The organism is Variovorax beijingensis (assembly GCF_003951285.1).
Lineage (GTDB): Bacteria > Pseudomonadota > Gammaproteobacteria > Burkholderiales > Burkholderiaceae_C > Variovorax > Variovorax beijingensis.
In genome coordinates this window covers 170,220-186,772 of the sequence record NZ_RXFQ01000005.1, presented here as the reverse complement: position 1 = coordinate 186,772, position 16,553 = coordinate 170,220, and the positions used below count along the sequence as shown (strand labels likewise).

General features: G+C 67.6%; 14 protein-coding genes and 1 riboswitch. Of the genes, 12 read left to right on the top strand and 2 right to left on the bottom strand.

The window, feature by feature from the left end; all coding sequences use genetic code 11:
- The first annotated feature begins 78 nt into the window (after positions 1-78).
- Positions 79-1,587: an indoleacetamide hydrolase gene (gene iaaH / locus EJO66_RS10270; protein WP_124958779.1), complete on the top strand. Its 1,509-nt coding sequence runs from the start codon at positions 79-81 to the stop codon at positions 1,585-1,587.
- 16 nt (positions 1,588-1,603) lie between these two features.
- Here iaaH and EJO66_RS10265 read toward each other — a convergent pair whose 3' ends face one another.
- A complete protein-coding gene (locus EJO66_RS10265; RefSeq protein ID WP_124958778.1) occupies positions 1,604-2,338 on the bottom strand; it encodes a helix-turn-helix transcriptional regulator in 735 nt (244 codons plus the stop codon).
- 134 nt (positions 2,339-2,472) lie between these two features.
- Between EJO66_RS10265 and EJO66_RS10260 the strand changes: the two genes are divergently transcribed.
- The 4 genes from EJO66_RS10260 (at position 2,473) to EJO66_RS10245 (ending at position 6,174) form a co-directional block, all read left to right on the top strand.
- Positions 2,473-2,901, top strand: coding sequence for a YchJ family protein (locus EJO66_RS10260; protein WP_124958777.1), 429 nt, complete (start codon positions 2,473-2,475; stop codon positions 2,899-2,901).
- A gap of 26 nt (positions 2,902-2,927) precedes the next feature.
- Positions 2,928-3,032, top strand: a riboswitch (TPP riboswitch).
- Between the two features lie 83 nt (positions 3,033-3,115).
- Positions 3,116-5,002: a phosphomethylpyrimidine synthase ThiC gene (gene thiC / locus EJO66_RS10255; RefSeq protein WP_124958776.1), complete on the top strand. Its 1,887-nt coding sequence runs from the start codon at positions 3,116-3,118 to the stop codon at positions 5,000-5,002.
- A 55-nt stretch (positions 5,003-5,057) separates the two neighbouring features.
- Positions 5,058-5,750 carry an HAD family hydrolase gene (locus tag EJO66_RS10250; RefSeq protein ID WP_125965222.1) on the top strand — a complete coding sequence of 231 codons (693 nt, stop codon included), beginning with the start codon at positions 5,058-5,060 and terminating at the stop codon, positions 5,748-5,750.
- A gap of 97 nt (positions 5,751-5,847) precedes the next feature.
- Positions 5,848-6,174 (top strand): thioredoxin family protein, encoded by a 327-nt coding sequence (locus EJO66_RS10245; RefSeq protein ID WP_124958774.1) that lies wholly within the window; start codon positions 5,848-5,850, stop codon positions 6,172-6,174.
- 193 nt (positions 6,175-6,367) lie between these two features.
- Here the strand turns inward: EJO66_RS10245 and EJO66_RS10240 are convergent, their stop codons facing one another.
- Positions 6,368-7,396 (bottom strand): AraC family transcriptional regulator, encoded by a 1,029-nt coding sequence (locus EJO66_RS10240; RefSeq protein ID WP_124958773.1) that lies wholly within the window; start codon positions 7,394-7,396, stop codon positions 6,368-6,370.
- Between the two features lie 143 nt (positions 7,397-7,539).
- Between EJO66_RS10240 and EJO66_RS10235 the strand changes: the two genes are divergently transcribed.
- From EJO66_RS10235 to EJO66_RS10205, 7 genes are read left to right on the top strand one after another with little or no spacing between them, the layout of a single operon-like run.
- Positions 7,540-8,712 (top strand): isovaleryl-CoA dehydrogenase, encoded by a 1,173-nt coding sequence (locus EJO66_RS10235; RefSeq protein WP_124958772.1) that lies wholly within the window; start codon positions 7,540-7,542, stop codon positions 8,710-8,712.
- A 42-nt stretch (positions 8,713-8,754) separates the two neighbouring features.
- Positions 8,755-9,723, top strand: a complete 969-nt coding sequence (locus EJO66_RS10230; RefSeq protein ID WP_124958771.1) for a tripartite tricarboxylate transporter substrate binding protein — start codon at positions 8,755-8,757, stop codon at positions 9,721-9,723.
- Between the two features lie 29 nt (positions 9,724-9,752).
- Positions 9,753-11,423: an AMP-binding protein gene (locus EJO66_RS10225; protein WP_125965221.1), complete on the top strand. Its 1,671-nt coding sequence runs from the start codon at positions 9,753-9,755 to the stop codon at positions 11,421-11,423.
- Positions 11,420-13,048 carry a carboxyl transferase domain-containing protein gene (locus EJO66_RS10220; RefSeq protein WP_124958769.1) on the top strand — a complete coding sequence of 543 codons (1,629 nt, stop codon included), beginning with the start codon at positions 11,420-11,422 and terminating at the stop codon, positions 13,046-13,048. Before EJO66_RS10225 ends, EJO66_RS10220 begins: the two co-directional genes overlap by 4 nt.
- A 13-nt stretch (positions 13,049-13,061) precedes the next feature.
- Complete coding sequence (locus EJO66_RS10215; RefSeq protein ID WP_125965220.1) at positions 13,062-13,856, top strand: enoyl-CoA hydratase/isomerase family protein; 795 nt, start codon at positions 13,062-13,064, stop codon at positions 13,854-13,856.
- Positions 13,857-13,866: 10 nt separating this feature from the next.
- Positions 13,867-14,538, top strand: coding sequence for a DUF4126 domain-containing protein (locus tag EJO66_RS10210; RefSeq protein ID WP_124958767.1), 672 nt, complete (start codon positions 13,867-13,869; stop codon positions 14,536-14,538).
- Positions 14,531-16,534 (top strand): acetyl-CoA carboxylase biotin carboxylase subunit, encoded by a 2,004-nt coding sequence (locus EJO66_RS10205; protein WP_125965219.1) that lies wholly within the window; start codon positions 14,531-14,533, stop codon positions 16,532-16,534. Before EJO66_RS10210 ends, EJO66_RS10205 begins: the two co-directional genes overlap by 8 nt.
- Positions 16,535-16,553: the final 19 nt, after the last annotated feature.

Genomic DNA, 16,553 nt, shown 5'->3' with positions numbered 1-16,553 from the left:
TGCCGTGTCATCGGTTTCGATGACAGACAGGACGGCGCCCGCGGCGCAGCATGGCGTCCTCTTTCGGAGGTCCTTGCCATGTCCGTCTTCAGACCCTTTTCCTTCGCCGCGGCCCTGCTGTGCCTCGGTGCATCCGCACAGGCGCAGCCCACCGCTGCTGACATTGCCGCGCTGACAGCGAGCGATGCCGTGCGACAACTCTGCGCCGGCACCCTGGCCAGCGAGCAACTCGTGACGGCGTACCTTGCGCAGGCAAAGGGGAAGGCGAGCCTCAACGCCTTCATCACGCTCGACGAGGGCGGCGCGCTCCGGGCCGCGCGCGCCGCCGATGCCGGACGCAAGCGCGGCGGTGCCTGCAAGCCGCTGGCCGGATTGCCAGTCGTCATCAAGGACAACATCCAGGTTCAGGGCCTGCCCGCCACGGCTGGCTCGCCGGCGCTCAAGGGCTTTGTACCCAGGGCCGATGCGCCGGTGGTCGCGAAGCTGCGCGCAGCGGGCGCCGTCATTCTTGGCAAGACGAACATGCACGAGCTGGCCTTCGGCGTCACGGGCTACAACCCCGCATTCCAGACCGGTCCCGAGGTGGGCGTGCGCAATGCCTACGACGCGACCCGCGTGGCGGGCGGATCGTCGTCGGGCAACGGCGTGGCGCTCGGTGCGCGCATGGCGCCGGCGGCGCTGGGCACCGACACCGGCGGCTCGGTGCGCATTCCGTGCGCGTTCAACGGCTGCGCTTCGCTGCGTCCGACCATGGGGCGCTATTCGCAGCAGGGCATCGCGCCGATCTCGCACACGCGCGACACCGCGGGGCCGATGGCGCAGTCGATGGCCGATGTTGCGCTGCTTGATCGCGTGATTGCGGGCGGCGCGCCGCTGAAGCCCGTCGATCTGAAGCGCGTGCGCCTGGGCGTGGTGCCGGCCTTCTATGCGAATCTCGACGCCGACACGCGCGCCGCCACCGACGCGGCGCTCGGCAAGCTGCGCGCGGCGGGCGTCACGCTGGTGGACGTGGAGATGCCGAAACTCATGGAACTCAACGGCGCCATCGGTTTTCCGGTTGCGCTCTACGAGGCACACGACGACATGGTCGCCTACCTCGCGAAGTACCGCACCGGCATCGACATCGCGCAGCTCACGGCCGGCATCGCGAGTCCCGACGTCAAGGGCACCTTCGAGGCCTTCGTGATCCCGCGCAAGCTGCCCGCGCCGAATGGCACCGTCGATGCGAAGCCGGCCTACGACAACGCGATGCGTGTTGCGCGGCCCGCATTGCAAAAGCTCTACCGCGACACCTTCGCGCAGCACCGGCTCGATGCGCTGGTGTTCCCGACCGTGCCGCGGGTGGCTCCGGTGGCCGCGCCCGAAGCCAGCAGCCCCGAGAACTTCGGCGCGCTGATCCAGAACACCGACCCCGGCAGCAACGCCGGCATTCCAGGCGTGCAGTTGCCCTCGGGCCTCGGCGCGACCAGCGGGCTGCCTGTGGGACTGGAACTGGACGGACCGGCCGGCAGCGATCGCAAGCTGCTCGCCGTGGGCCTTGCGGTTGAAAACGTGCTGGGCCGCCTGCCCGCTCCGAAGGCGAAGTAGGGCGCCTGCGGCCGCATCAACGCCGGGCCAGGCCGGCCAGCGCCGAACGGCGCTCGATGCCGAGCTTGTCGAAGATCCGCCGCAAATAGGTGCGCACCGTCGGCACGCTCACCGTCATCCGGCGCGCGATCTCCTTGTCGGTCAGGCCCTCGCACACGGCCCGTGCAACCTCCTGTTCGCGTCCGCTCAAGGCACTCCAGAGGGCTTCGGCCGGCATCGGCACAGAAGCCGCCGTGCGCTGCGCGCGCTGCAATGCACCGATGAAGGCGGGCTCGATCAGGTCGAGCAGCGCCTTCTCGTGGTCGCCGAAATCGCCGCGGCCCTTGCGCCGCCAGACGCGCAGGTCGCCCAGCGCGCGGTTGCCTTCGAAGGCATGCAGGTTCATGCCCCAGTGCAGCCCGTCGCGCGAGAGAAAGTCGGTGAAGAATTCGGTGCGCATCAATTCGCGCTGCGGCATCACGTCGGTGACGCGGGTTGCACGGCGGTGCGACTGCAGCACGAAGGTGATCGGGTCGTGATGCTGGTGCCACTCGCCATAGCGGTCGAGGTTGGCTGCGTCCATGTTCAAGGCCACGCGGCCGTCGAACCGGCCGGTTTCGGCGTTCCAGACGAAGGAGGCGAACTGGTCTGCACGCAGCAGGTCGAGCAGCGCCCGGCCGAGGCGCTCGCGGATGTCGATTTCGCATCGGTCTTCCGCCAGCAGCGTGAAAACGCCGCGCAGCGCCCGCTGTTCGGGGCTTGTCAGGTACATCGCCACCTCGCTCTTTCGTGTGCACAAGCAAGGCTAGCGGCAAGCAAGCACTGCGCCAAGAGTGGATGTCCGGGGCGGCCCCGGGGTTGCCCCATCGGGCGAAGGGCCCCGAGGATGTTCCAATAGCATCCTTCATGAGTGCCACCGATCCCCCCACCGGACCTTGCCCCTGCGGCCGCACGGACCGCCGAGACAAGCCCATCGGCTATGCCCTGTGCTGCGGCCGCTACCTCGAGGACTTCGAGGGCACGCCCGCGCCCGACGCCGAGTCGCTGATGCGTTCGCGCTATACCGCGTTCGTGCTGGAGCGCGGCCCCTACCTGCTCGCCACCTGGCATGCGTCGACCCGGCCGGCGTCGATCGAGTTCGAACCCGGCGTGAAGTGGCTGGGCCTGGACATCCGCTCGCGCTCGGTGCTCGACGCCGACCATGCCGAGGTCGAATTCGTCGCCCGCCAGCGCAGCAGCACCGGCGCCGCCACGCGCCTGCACGAGCGCAGCCGCTTCGTGCGCGAGGGCGACCGCTGGTTCTACCTCGAAGGCGATCTGCAGACCCCCGGTTGACGCACCGGGCCACGGCCCGCACAATAGTCCCCGCTCCGGGGTGCACGCATGTGGCGTGCTGAGATGGCAAAGTGCCGACCCGCGAACTTGATCCGGGTCATACCGGCGTAAGAAGAGCTGCACTCCCCGACTCCGGTCCCGCCACCCAACGTGGCGGCCCAAAGTCCTCAGAGCGATTGCGGAGCACCCTTTCCCTCAACAAGGAGTGCCCCGCATGAATGCCCCCGACAAGTTCACCTCCCTGCTCTCGCTCACGCGCGAGCCCTTTCCCGCATCGCACAAGTGCCTGATCCCGGGCAGCCGGCCCGACCTCAACGTGCCGGTGCGCGACGTGCTGCTGACCAACGGCGAGACCGTGTCGCTCTATGACACCTCGGGCCCCTACACCGATGCCAGGGTCGAGATCGACGTGCGCCGCGGCCTGCCCGGCGTGCGCGGCACCTGGATCGCCGAGCGCAACGACACCGAAAGCTACGAAGGCCGCTCGCACCAGGCGCTCGACGAGGGCCTGAAGCACGCCCACGACCACGATGCCCAGCGCCTGGCCGAACTGCGCGCCGGCGCCTCGGCGCTGCAGCGCACGCCGCGCCGCGCCAAGGCGGGCGCCAACGTCACGCAGATGCACTACGCGCGCCGCGGCATCGTCACGCCCGAGATGGAATACGTGGCGCTGCGCGAGAACGGCAAGCGCGAGTGGATGGCCGAATACCTCGCCAACGAGGAGCGCGCGAAGCGCGTGGCCGGCAACCCGATGGGCGCCAGCATTCCGCGCATCATCACGCCCGAGTTCGTGCGCGACGAGGTGGCGCGCGGCCGCGCGATCATTCCGGCCAACATCAACCACCCCGAAGTCGAGCCGATGGCCATCGGCCGCAACTTCAAGGTCAAGATCAACGCCAACATCGGCAACTCGGCCGTCACCTCGAGCATCGAGGAAGAAGTGGAAAAGCTCGTGTGGGCGATCCGCTGGGGCGCCGACAACGTGATGGACCTTTCCACCGGCAAGAACATCCACACCACGCGCGACTGGATCGTGCGCAACAGCCCCGTGCCCATCGGCACCGTGCCGATCTACCAGGCGCTCGAGAAGGTGGGCGGCGTGGCCGAGGACCTGACCTGGGAGATCTTCCGCGACACGCTGATCGAGCAGGCCGAGCAGGGCATCGACTACTTCACCATCCACGCCGGCGTGCGCCTGCCGTTCATCCACCTGACGGCCGATCGCATGACCGGCATCGTCTCGCGCGGTGGCTCGATCATGGCCAAGTGGTGCATCGCGCACCACAAGGAGAGCTTCCTGTACGAACGCTTCGAGGACATCTGCGACATCATGAAGGCCTACGACGTGAGCTTCTCGCTCGGCGACGGCCTGCGTCCGGGCTCGGGCGCCGATGCCAACGACGAAGCGCAGTTCGCCGAGCTGCGCACGCTGGGCGAGCTCACGCAGATCGCGTGGAAGCACGACGTGCAGACCATGATCGAGGGCCCCGGCCACGTGCCGATGCACATGATCCAGGCCAACATGGACGAGCAGCTCAAGCACTGCCACGAGGCGCCGTTCTACACGCTCGGCCCGCTGACCATCGACATCGCGCCGGGCTACGACCACATCTCGAGCGCCATCGGCGCCGCGATGATCGGCTGGGCCGGCACCGCGATGCTCTGCTACGTGACGCCCAAGGAGCACCTGGGCCTGCCCGACCGCGACGACGTCAAGCAGGGAATCATTGCCTACAAGATCGCCGCGCATGCGGCCGACGTGGCCAAGGGGCACCCGGGAGCGCGCTCGCGCGACGATGCGCTCAGCAAGGCGCGCTTCGAATTCCGCTGGCAGGACCAGTTCAACCTGGGCCTCGACCCCGACACGGCACGCGAATTCCATGACGAGACGCTGCCCAAGGATTCGAGCAAGGTGGCGCACTTCTGCTCGATGTGCGGACCGAAGTTCTGCTCCATGAAGATCACGCAGGAAGTGCGCGAGTACGCGGCGAAGAAGGGCGTGGCCGAGGCGGAAGCCATGGCCGAAGGAATGGCGCAGAAATCCAGGGAGTTCATGGCGGGCGGCGGCGAGATCTACATCCCGATCCAGCCCGCGTCCTGAGCCCGGCCGGGGTCATTGCTACCATGGGGGAATTCCCCCGAACCCCTTTCGCGCAATGACCCCATTCCCCTTCGACGCCGTCCTTTTCGACTGCGACGGCGTCCTCGTCGATTCCGAACCCATCACCAACCGCGTGCTCGCCGAGATGCTCGGCGAACTCGGCTGGCACCTCACCACCGAAGAGTCGATGAACACCTTCACCGGCAAGGCCGTGAAGGACGAAGCCGCGCTCATCGAATCGAAGACCGGCGTCAGGATCACCGAAGACTGGCTCAAGGCCTTCAGGGCCCGCCGCAACGAAGCCCTCGAGCGCGACCTCGTGGCCATTGCGCACGCCCCGGCGGCCATCCGCGAAATTCATGCGCGGCTCCGGGGCCGCATCGCCTGCGCCTCGGGCGCCGACCGCCACAAGGTCGAGCTGCAACTGGCGAAGGTCGGCCTGCTCGAGTGCTTCGAGGGCCGCATCTTCAGCGGCCACGAGATGCCACGCTCCAAGCCCTACCCCGACGTTTATCTGGCCGCCGCCGAGGCGCTGGGTGTCGATCCGAAGCGCTGCGCGGTGGTCGAGGACACCGTCACGGGCGCCATGGCCGGTGTGGCCGCGGGTGCCACGGTGTTCGGCTACAGCACCGGCGAATCGGGCCACAGCGGCCCCGAGGCGCTGCGCAGCGTCGGCGCGCTGCAGGTGTTCAGCGACATGCGGGAGCTGCCCGCGCTGCTCGCTTCGCACGGCCTGCAGCCGGCCTGAAAAGCGGGCCCGAAGACCAAGCCCCTGCCGCGAGCAAGCCCGCAGCGTTTCTGCTGCAATGGCATCAAGCAAGCCAGTCCACAAGGAGCCGGATCCCATGACTTCCGAATACAAGACCGAGCAGCCCGACCGCGCCGAGATCGATGCCCTGAAGGGCCCGGCCGTGGTCGAGTTCGGCACCAACTGGTGCGGCATCTGCAAGGCCGCGCAGCCCCACATCGCCGAGGCCTTTGCCAAGTACCCGGACATTCCGCGCATCAAGGTCGAGGACGGCAGCGGACGACCGCTGGGCCGCTCGTTCAACGTGCGCTTGTGGCCCACGCTGGTGTTCATGCGTGACGGCAAGGAGGTTGCGAAGCTGGTGCGGCCGGAAGACGGCAAATCCATCGCCGATGCGCTGGCGCTGATTGCGCAGCCGGGCTGACCTTCGGGTTGGTGCTCTGTTTGGGGGGCTGCTGTTCGGGGCGCGCTCACGTCGATGGGGTGCCTTGCGCAGCGAATTAAAGGAGGAGGCCGCAGGCCGGGGGACATTCGCGGAGGGGAGTACCCGGTGGCCTTTGCACTCGCCCCGAACAAATGCGCCCCGAACCCAAGCGCCGCTAAAAAGCCGAGCCCCGCTACAGCCCCTGCTGCCGAAAGTCACGCGGCGCGTGTCCAGTCCACTGCAGGAACGCACGCGAAAAACTCTTCTCGTTGCGAAACCCCACCGACAGCGCCACCTGCTTGATCGGCCGATTGGTTCGGCGCAACTGCTCCACCGCCATCTCGTGGCGCACTTCGTTCTTCAGCACCTGCAGCGATGTCCCTTCTTCGTGGAGCTGCCGGTGCAACGTGCGGCCCGAGACATTGAGCAGCGTGGCCAACGCCTCCGCCGTGGTGGCCTCGGCGGCGCGCGAACGCAGCAACTCTCGCACCCGCTGCCCCAGCAGGCGGTCGCGGCGGTACTGCAGGATGGTCAGGGGCAGCGCACGCTTGAGCATGGCCCGTAGCGCCCGCTCGTCACGCTGCAGGGGCAGGGCGAGATAGCGCTCGTCGAAGCTGATGGTGGCCTGCGGTGCGTCGAAGCGAACCTCGGGCGTGAACATTGGCGCATAGGCGTCGCGGTGCGGCGGCGCCGCAAACGGAAAGGTCGCATTGCGCAGGGAAATGCGCGAGTCGATGGCCCAGCACATGTAGCCGTGCATGAAGCGCAGGCTGGTTACCAGGCAAAACTCGCGGAAGGCCTCGTCGAGCGGGCGGTTCTCGGTAATGCGCAGTGTGGCCACGCCGTCCGCCACTTCGAGCGCGAGCCCGATGTCCTCGGTCAGCAACCGGTGGTGCCGGCACCAGCGCTTGATGGCCACGCCCAGGTCGGGCGAGCTCAGCGATGCGCGGCACAGCATGCCGTAGCTGCCCCAGGGCAGGCGCCGCGAGAACCAGCCCAGCGCCTCATCGTCCAGCTCCTGCATGGCATGTTCCGAAAGCGCCTCGAACTGCGCCGCCGTCACCCGCGCGCCCGGCCGCGCCAGTTCGCGCGGCGTGATCTGTGCCGCTTTCAGGGCCTCGGCAGGGTCGATGCCGTAGCGCTCATAGCCCTTCAAGATGGCTCTCACAAAGGCCATGGGCGTGACGGCTCGGGCGGGCTTCAGGAAGGCGGGCGAGGTCATGATTCAGCGAGGCGTGCGTGGCGCAATTTGCAACCATTGTGGCGCCAATTGCGGCGCGGCGAGGCGTAAGCTGCATTCTTCCAAGCGCCCATCCGCGTGGGACAGCCTGCCTGCGCGCCGACCCTTCAGAGGAGACAACACACATGCACGATCCCGGCCTGAACTTCGACCTGGGCGAAACCATCGATTCGCTGCGCAGCGCGATCCAGGACTTTGCCGCGAACGAGATCGCCCCGCGCGCCGCCGACATCGACCGCGACAACCTGTTCCCGCACGACCTGTGGCAGAAGCTCGGCGAGCTCGGCCTGCACGGCATGACGGTGAAGGAAGAATTCGGCGGCACCGAGCTGGGCTATCTTGCCCACATCGTGGCGATGGAAGAGGTGTCGCGCGCCTCGGCCTCGGTGGGCCTCTCGTACGGCGCGCACTCCAACCTGTGCGTCAACCAGATCCACCGCAACGGCAGCGACGCGCAAAAGAAGAAATACCTGCCCAGGCTCGTGAGCGGCGAGCACGTGGGCGCGCTGGCCATGAGCGAGCCCAACGCCGGCTCCGACGTAGTGAGCATGAAGCTCAAGGCCGAGAAGAAGAACGGCTACTACGTGCTCAACGGCGGCAAGATGTGGATCACCAACGGCGGCGACGCCGACACGCTCGTGATCTACGCCAAGACCGAACCCGAGATGGGCGCGCGCGGCATGACCGCCTTCATCGTCGAGAAGGGCTTCAAGGGCTTCTCGGCCGGCACCAAGCTCGACAAGCTCGGCATGCGCGGCTCCAACACCTACCCGCTGTTCTTCGACAACTGCGAAGTGCCCGAAGAGAACGTGCTCGGCGGCGAAGGCATGGGCGCCAAGGTGCTGATGAGCGGGCTCGACTATGAGCGCGCGGTGCTCTCGGGCGGGCCGCTGGGCATCATGGCGGCCTGCATGGATGCGGTGCTGCCCTTCATCCACGAGCGCAAGCAGTTCGGCCAGAGCATCGGCGAATTCCAGCTGATGCAGGGCAAGCTCGCGGACATGTACTCGACCTGGCAGGCCACGCGCGCCTATGTGTACGCGGTGGGCAAGGCCTGCGACCGCAACGACCACGCGCGCACCTTCCGCAAGGACGCGGCTGGCGCCATCCTTTACTCGGCCGAGAAGGCCACGTGGATGGCCGGCGAGGCGATCCAGGCACTGGGCGGCGTGGGCTACACGAAGGACTTTCCGGTCGAGCGGCTGTGGCGCGATGCCAAGCTGTACGAGATCGGCGCGGGCACGAGCGAGATCCGCCGCATGCTGATCGGGCGCGAGCTGTTTGCCGAGACTTCCTGAAAGCGGCCAGCCGAACTTTCGAAAGACATAAGGAGACAACCCATGACCTTGACCCGCCGCCACGCCGCGGTGGCTGTGGCCGCCACGTTGTGCGCTGCCGCTTTCGCCCAGGACAAATACCCATCCAAACCCATCACCCTCGTCGTCCCCCAAACCGCCGGCGGTGCGAACGACGCCATTGCGCGCGTGGTTGCGCAGCGCCTGTCGGAGCAAATGGGCCAGAGCGTGATCGTGGACAACCGTCCTGGTGCGGGCGGCACGGTGGCCACGGCGGCGCTGGCGCGCGCCAGGCATGACGGCTACACGCTGCTGCTCACGGCAGACAGCGCTCACGTGGTCGGCCCCGCGCTCTACAAGAACCCCGGGTTCGATGCGGTCAAGGACTTCGAGCCCGTCGCGCCCGTCGCCACGGCGGGCTATGTGCTGGTGGCCAACCCCTCCTTTCCCGCCAACAACGTAGCGGAACTGATCGCACAGGCCAAGGCCCACCCCGGCCAGTACACCATCGCTTCGGCGGGCAACGGCACGCTCAACCACCTGATCGGCGAAATGCTGCAAAAACAGGCAGGCATCCAACTCCGGCATGTGCCCTACAAGGGCTCGGCGGCGGCGGCGACCGACGTGGTGGGCGGGCAGGTGCCACTGTCGGTGCAAAGCCTGCCTTCGGTCATGGGCTTCATCAAAGCGGGCAGGCTCAAGGTGCTGGGGGTGGTGAACGCCAAACGCGTGGCCGTACTGCCGGATGTGCCGACCATCGGTGAAACGCTCAAGGGCTTTGGCGAAGCGCCGTGGTATGCGTTGTTTGCGCCTGCAGGCACGCCCGCGCCCATCGTGGCGCAGTTGCAGGCCGAAGTGGCTCGCGCGCTGGATCAGAAGGACGTGGCCGACAAGCTTGCCGCCGTGGGCTGCGAGCCCTTCAAGGGCACCGCGGCCCAGTTGGGCGCGCTCGTGCGCGCCGATCTGCCCAAGTGGGCGCGCGTGGTGAAGGACACCGGCGCCACGGTGGACTGATTTCTGAACAGCAACAGGAAACACGCAACATGTCTGCACAATTGAGTTTTGCCCAGGGCGATGCCCGCGTTCCGCTGATCGAGCAGACCATCGGCGACTTCTTCGATGCAATGGTGGCGCGCCAGCCCGATGCGCTGGCGCTGGTGAGCCGCCATGAAGGGCGGCGCTTCACCTACCGTGAGCTGCAGGCCGAATCGAACCGCCTCGCCAGCGCGCTGCTGAATCTGGGGCTCGCACCCGGCGACCGCGTGGGCATCTGGTCGCACAACAACGCGCCCTGGGTGCTGATGCAGATCGCGACCGCCAAGGCCGGGCTGATCCTGGTCAACATCAACCCGGCCTACCGCACCTCCGAGCTCGAATACGCGCTCAACAAGGTCGGCTGCAAGGCGCTGGTGACGATGGCGCGGTTCAAGACCAGCGACTACCTCGGCATGCTGCGCGAGCTGGGGCCCCAGCGCCTGCCGCAGCTGCGCCACACCTTCTGGATCGACGGCAAGGCCGCGGCCGATGTGCAGGAGCCCGGCATGCAGCGCTTCAGCGAGCTGCTCGCGAGCGGCGATGCGGCCGACCCGCGCGTGGCCGCCACGCAGAAGACGCTCAAGGCCACCGATCCGATCAACATCCAGTTCACGAGCGGCACCACGGGCTTTCCGAAGGGCGCGACGCTCACGCACCGCAACATCCTGAACAACGGCTTCTTCATCGGCGAATGCATGAAGCTCACGCCCGCCGACAGGCTGTGCATTCCGGTGCCGCTCTACCACTGCTTCGGCATGGTGCTGGGCAACCTCGCCTGCCTCACGCATGGCTCGGCCATCGTCTATCCGAACGACGGCTTCGACCCGCTCACCGTGCTCGAGACCGTGCAGGCCGAAAAGTGCACGGGCCTGCATGGCGTGCCCACGATGTTCATCGCCGAGCTCGACCATCCGCGCTTCAAGGAGTTCGACCTGTCCACGCTGCGCACCGGCATCATGGCCGGCTCGCCGTGCCCCACCGAGGTGATGAAGCGCGTGGTGAACGAGATGCACCTCAGCGAAATCACCATCGCCTACGGCATGACCGAGACCAGCCCCGTGAGCTGCCAGAGCAGCACCGACACGCCGCTGGACAAGCGCGTGTCCACCGTGGGCACGGTGCAGCCGCACCTGGAGATCAAGATCATCGATCCCGAGACTGGCGCCATCGTGCCGCGCGGCAGCTCTGGCGAGTTCTGCACACGCGGCTACTCGGTGATGCACGGCTACTGGGAAGACGAGCCCAAGACGCGCGAAGCCATCGACGTCGAGCACTGGATGCACACCGGCGACCTGGCCACCATGGACGCCGAGGGCTACGTCAACATCGTCGGCCGCATCAAGGACCTCGTGATCCGCGGCGGCGAGAACATCTACCCGCGCGAGATCGAGGAATTCCTGTACCGCCACCCGAAGGTGCAGGACGTGCAGGTGGTCGGCCTGCCCGACCGGAAGTACGGCGAGGAGCTGTGCGCCTGGATCATCGTCAAGCCCGGCCAGGCCGCGACCGAAGACGAGATCCGCGATTTCTGCAAGGGGCAGATCGCGCACTACAAGGTGCCGAGGTACATCCGCTTCGTCACCGAGTTTCCGATGACGGTGACGGGCAAGATCCAGAAATTCAAGATCCGCGAAGCAATGGCCGAGCAGCTCGGCCTCGAACAAGAAAAGACAGCATGAGCAAGATCGAAACGAAATTGAATGCCCGCTCGGCCGACTTCCAGGCCAATGCCGCAGCCATGCGCGCACTCGTCGACGACCTGCACAAGCAGTTCGCGAAAGTGGAGCAGGGCGGCGGCGAGGCCGCGCGCGCCAAGCACACGGCGCGCGGCAAGCTGCTGCCGCGCGACCGCGTGGCCGAGCTGCTCGACCCCGGCACACCGTTCCTCGAGATCGCGCCGCTGGCCGCGCATGCGATGTACCTCGACGCCAAGGGCGCGGAGTCCGCGCCCGGCGCCGGCCTCATCGCGGGCATCGGCCGCGTGAACGGCGTCGACTGCATGATCGTCTGCAACGACGCGACGGTGAAGGGCGGCACCTACTACCCGATGACGGTCAAGAAGCACCTGCGCGCGCAGGAGATCGCCGAGCAGAACCGCCTGCCCTGCATCTACCTGGTCGACTCGGGCGGCGCCAACCTGCCGAACCAGGACGAGGTGTTCCCCGACCGCGACCACTTCGGCCGCATCTTCTACAACCAGGCCAACATGAGCGCCCAGGGCATCGCGCAGATCGCGGTGGTCATGGGCTCGTGCACGGCGGGCGGCGCGTACGTGCCGGCGATGAGCGACGAGTCGATCATCGTGAAGAACCAGGGCACCATCTTCCTGGGCGGCCCGCCACTCGTGAAGGCGGCCACCGGCGAAGTTGTCACGGCCGAGGACCTGGGCGGCGGCGACGTGCACACGCGGCTGTCGGGCGTGGTCGACCACCTGGCGCAGAACGACCTGCATGCGCTGGCGCTTGCGCGTTCGGCCGTGGCCAATCTCAATGCGAACGCGGCTTCGGTCCAGGGCGCGGCAAAGGCCGAGGTGCGCGAGCCCGCGTTCCCGCGCGAAGAGCTCTACGGCGTGATCCCGACCGACACGCGCAAGCCCTTCGACGTGCGCGAGATCATTGCCCGCATCGTCGACGGCAGCGAGTTCCACGAGTTCAAGGCGCGCTTCGGCGCCACGCTGGTCTGCGGCTTTGCCGAGATCGAGGGCATGCCGGTGGGCATCATCGCCAACAACGGCATCCTGTTTTCCGAATCGGCGCAGAAGGGCGCGCACTTCATCGAGCTGTGCTGCCACCGCAAGATCCCGCTGGTGTTCCTGCAGAACATCACGGGCTTCATGGTGGGCCGCAAGTACGAGAACGAAGGCATCGCGCGCCACGGCGCCAAGATGGTGACGGCCGTGGCCACGGCCAACGTGCCCAAGTTCACCATCATCATCGGCGGCAGCTTCGGCGCCGGCAACTACGGCATGTGCGGCCGGGCCTACAGCCCGCGCTTTCTCTGGATGTGGCCCAACGCGCGCATCAGCGTGATGGGCGGCGAGCAGGCCGCGAGTGTGCTGGCGACGGTGAAGCGCGACGGCATCGAACTCAAGGGCGGCAGCTGGAGCAAGGAAGAGGAAGAAGCCTTCAAGGCGCCGATCCGCCAGCAATACGAAGACCAGGGCCACCCGTACTACGCGACGGCGCGGCTGTGGGACGACGGGATCATCGATCCGGCGGACACGCGGCGGGTGCTGGCGCTCGGCCTGGCCGCGTCGCGCAACGCCCCGATCCCCGAGCCGAAGTTCGGCATCTTCCGCATGTGACGAGGGACACGGCATGAGCAACTTCACCAAACTGAAACTCGAAGCAGGCGCAGGCCCCATCGCACGCATCTGGCTCGACCAGCCCGACGCGCGCAATGCCTTCGACGACGTGGTCATCGCCGAGCTCGCGCAGGCGTTCACCGACGCCGGTGCCGCGCCGCAGGTGAAAGCCATCGTGCTGGGCGCCAACGGCCCGGCCTTCTGCGCGGGCGCCAACCTCAACTGGATGCGCCGCATGGCCGACTACACGCGCAGCGAGAACATCGCCGACGCGGGCAAGCTGGCCGCCATGCTGCGCACGATTGCCGAGTGCCCCAAGCCCACCATCGCGCGCGTGCAGGGCGATGTATATGCGGGCGGCATGGGCCTGGTCGCGGCCTGCGACATGGCCGTGAGCGTGGACACCGCGTGGTACTGCCTCAGCGAGGTCAAGATCGGCCTCGTGCCCGCGACCATCAGCCCGTACGTGCTGCGTGCCATGGGCACGCGCGCATCGCAGCGCTACTTTCTCACGGCCGAGCGCTTCACCGCGGCCGAGGCGCACCGCATCGGCTTCGTGCATGAAGTGGTGGCGGCCGATGCGCTCGATGCCAAGGTCGACGAACTCCTGAAGGCGCTCACCAGCGCCAGCCCCGCCGCGGTGCGTGCCTGCAAGCAATTGATCGCCGACGTGGACGGCCGCGAGATCGACGACGCGCTGATCGCGAAGACCGTCGAAGGCATTGCCGACATCCGCGCCAGCGGCGAGGGCCGCGAGGGCGTGCAGGCCTTCCTGCAGAAGCGCAAGCCGTCCTGGCTGGTCCACTGAGCGCCAGGCGATGAATGCGCTCGACATGCCCCAGCTGCTCGCACTGGCCGCGGCCATCGGCTGGGCCAGTGGCGTGCGGCTGTACCTGGTCGTGCTGCTGACCGGGCTGGCCGGCTACTTCGGCTGGGTGCCGCTGCCCAGCGGACTGCAGCTGCTGGCGCATCCGGTGGTCATCGCGGCCAGCGGCTTCATGGTGTTCATCGAATTCTTCGCCGACAAGATTCCCGGCCTCGATTCGCTGTGGGACGTGGTGCACACGGCCATCCGAATTCCCGCAGGCGCGGCGCTCGCGGCCAGCGTGTTCGGTGCCGACCATGGCGCGATGGCCATCGTGGCCGCGCTCGTGGGCGGCGGCTTCGCGGCCACCGCGCATGCGGCCAAGGCCACGACGCGCGCGGCCATCAACACATCGCCCGAGCCGTTCTCGAACGTGGGCGCGTCGCTGGTCGAGGACAGCATGGTGCCCGCGGGCCTGTGGCTTGCCGTCGCGCATCCGCTGGTCTTCCTGGTGCTGTTCGTCCTGGTGCTGGTGCTCAGCGTGTGGCTCATCCGCAAGAGCTGGCGCTTTCTCAAGGCGCTGTTCACTCGCGTGGCCCGCATCTTCAGCGGGCGGCCCGATCCGGGCGTCACGCCCGCGTTTCAACTGAAAAAGAATCCTCCGGGAGACACTCCGAATGTTTAAGAAGATCCTGATCGCCAACCGTGGCGAGATCGCCTGCCGCGTGGCGGCTACTGCTCGCCGCATGGCCATCCGCACCGTGGCCGTGTACTCCGATGCCGACGCGCATGCCAACCACGTGCGCGCCTGCGACGAATCGGTGCACCTCGGCGGCAGCGCGCCCAAGGACAGCTACCTGCGCTGGGAGAAGATCCTCGAAGCCGCCAAGGCCACGGGTGCCGAAGCCGTGCATCCGGGCTACGGCTTCCTGAGCGAGAACGAGGAGTTCGCACAGGCCTGCGCCGACGCGGGCCTGGTCTTCATCGGCCCGCCGCCTTCGGCCATCAAGGCCATGGGCCTGAAGGCCGAGTCGAAGCAGCTGATGGAAAAGGCCGGCGTGCCGCTGGTGCCCGGCTACCACGGCCACGACCAGAACCCGCAGCTGCTGCAGCGCGAGGCCGACCGCATCGGCTACCCGGTGCTCATCAAGGCCAGCGCGGGCGGCGGCGGCAAGGGCATGCGCGCGGTCGACCGGGCCGAAGACTTTGCGGCGGCGCTGGCCTCGTGCCAGCGCGAGGCGATCAACAGCTTCGGCGACGATGCGGTGCTGATCGAGAAGTACGTGCAGCGCCCGCGCCACATCGAGATCCAGGTGTTCGGCGACACGCACGGCAACTACGTCTACCTGTTCGAGCGCGACTGCTCGGTGCAGCGGCGCCACCAGAAGGTGCTGGAAGAAGCACCCGCGCCCGGCATGACCGAGGCGATGCGCAAGCAGATGGGCGAGGCCGCGGTAGCTGCGGCGCGTGCCGTGAACTACGTGGGTGCAGGCACCGTCGAGTTCATCGTCGAGCAGCGTGAAGGCGGCGAAATGAATTTCTTCTTCATGGAGATGAACACGCGCCTGCAAGTCGAGCACCCGGTGACCGAAGCGATCACCGGCCTCGACCTCGTCGAATGGCAATTGCGCGTGGCCTCGGGCGAGACGCTGCCCGCGAAGCAGTCGGAGCTGCAGATCCATGGCCACGCGATCGAGGCGCGCATCTGCGCCGAGAACCCCGACAACAACTTCCTGCCTGCGACAGGCAGCTTGCGCGTCTACCGCAAGCCGCAGGCGACGGCCTTCCAGCGCAGCCGCGTGCGCATCGACGACGGCGTGCGCGAGGGCGGCGAGATCTCTCCGTTCTACGACTCGATGATCGCCAAGCTGATCGTGCACGGCAGCACGCGCGCCGAGGCGCTGGCGCGGCTCGATGCGGCGCTGGCGCAGGTGCAGATCGTGGGCGTGTCGACCAATGTGCAGTTCCTGCGCGGCATCCTCGCGACCGAATCGTTCTCGAAAGCCAATCTCGACACCGCGCTGATCGAGCGCGAGCGCACCATGCTGTTCGACCGCGAGGCGCTGGGCCTGCCGCTGGCCGCCGCCGCCGCCATCACGCGCACGCTGGTCACCGAGCGGCCGGTGGGCGCGCACTATCCTTTCGAACGGCGCGACGGCTGGCGCTCGCATGGCGAGTACCGGCGCCACTTCGACTTCGAGTTCCGCGGCGCCGAGCAGACCGCGTTGCTGACCTACAGGCGCGACGGCAGCCTGTGGCTCGAAGCCGGCGGCGCCCAGGGCCCGCTGGTCGTGGGCCAGTTCCCGACGGGCGAGTTCGAGGTCGAGTTCGCCGGCACGCGGCAGACCGTGGACGTGCATCTGGACGGCGCCACGGCCCATGTGTTCGCCTCGAAGGGCGCCACGAAGATCACCGCCATCGACCGCCTGGCCCATGCGGGCGACACCCATGCCGAAGCCGGCCGGCTCACCGCGCCGATGCCCGGCAAGGTGGTCTCTTTCGCGGTCAAGGCCGGCGACAAGGTCAGCCGCGGCCAGCCGCTGGCGGTGATGGAGGCCATGAAGATGGAGCACACCATCGCCGCGCCGGCCGATGGCACGGTGGAAGAACTGATGTTCTCGCCCGGCGAGCAGGTGGCCGAGGGTGACGAACTGTTGCGGATGGCTGCGGCGGCGGTTTAACCCCGTTTCGGGCGCTCGC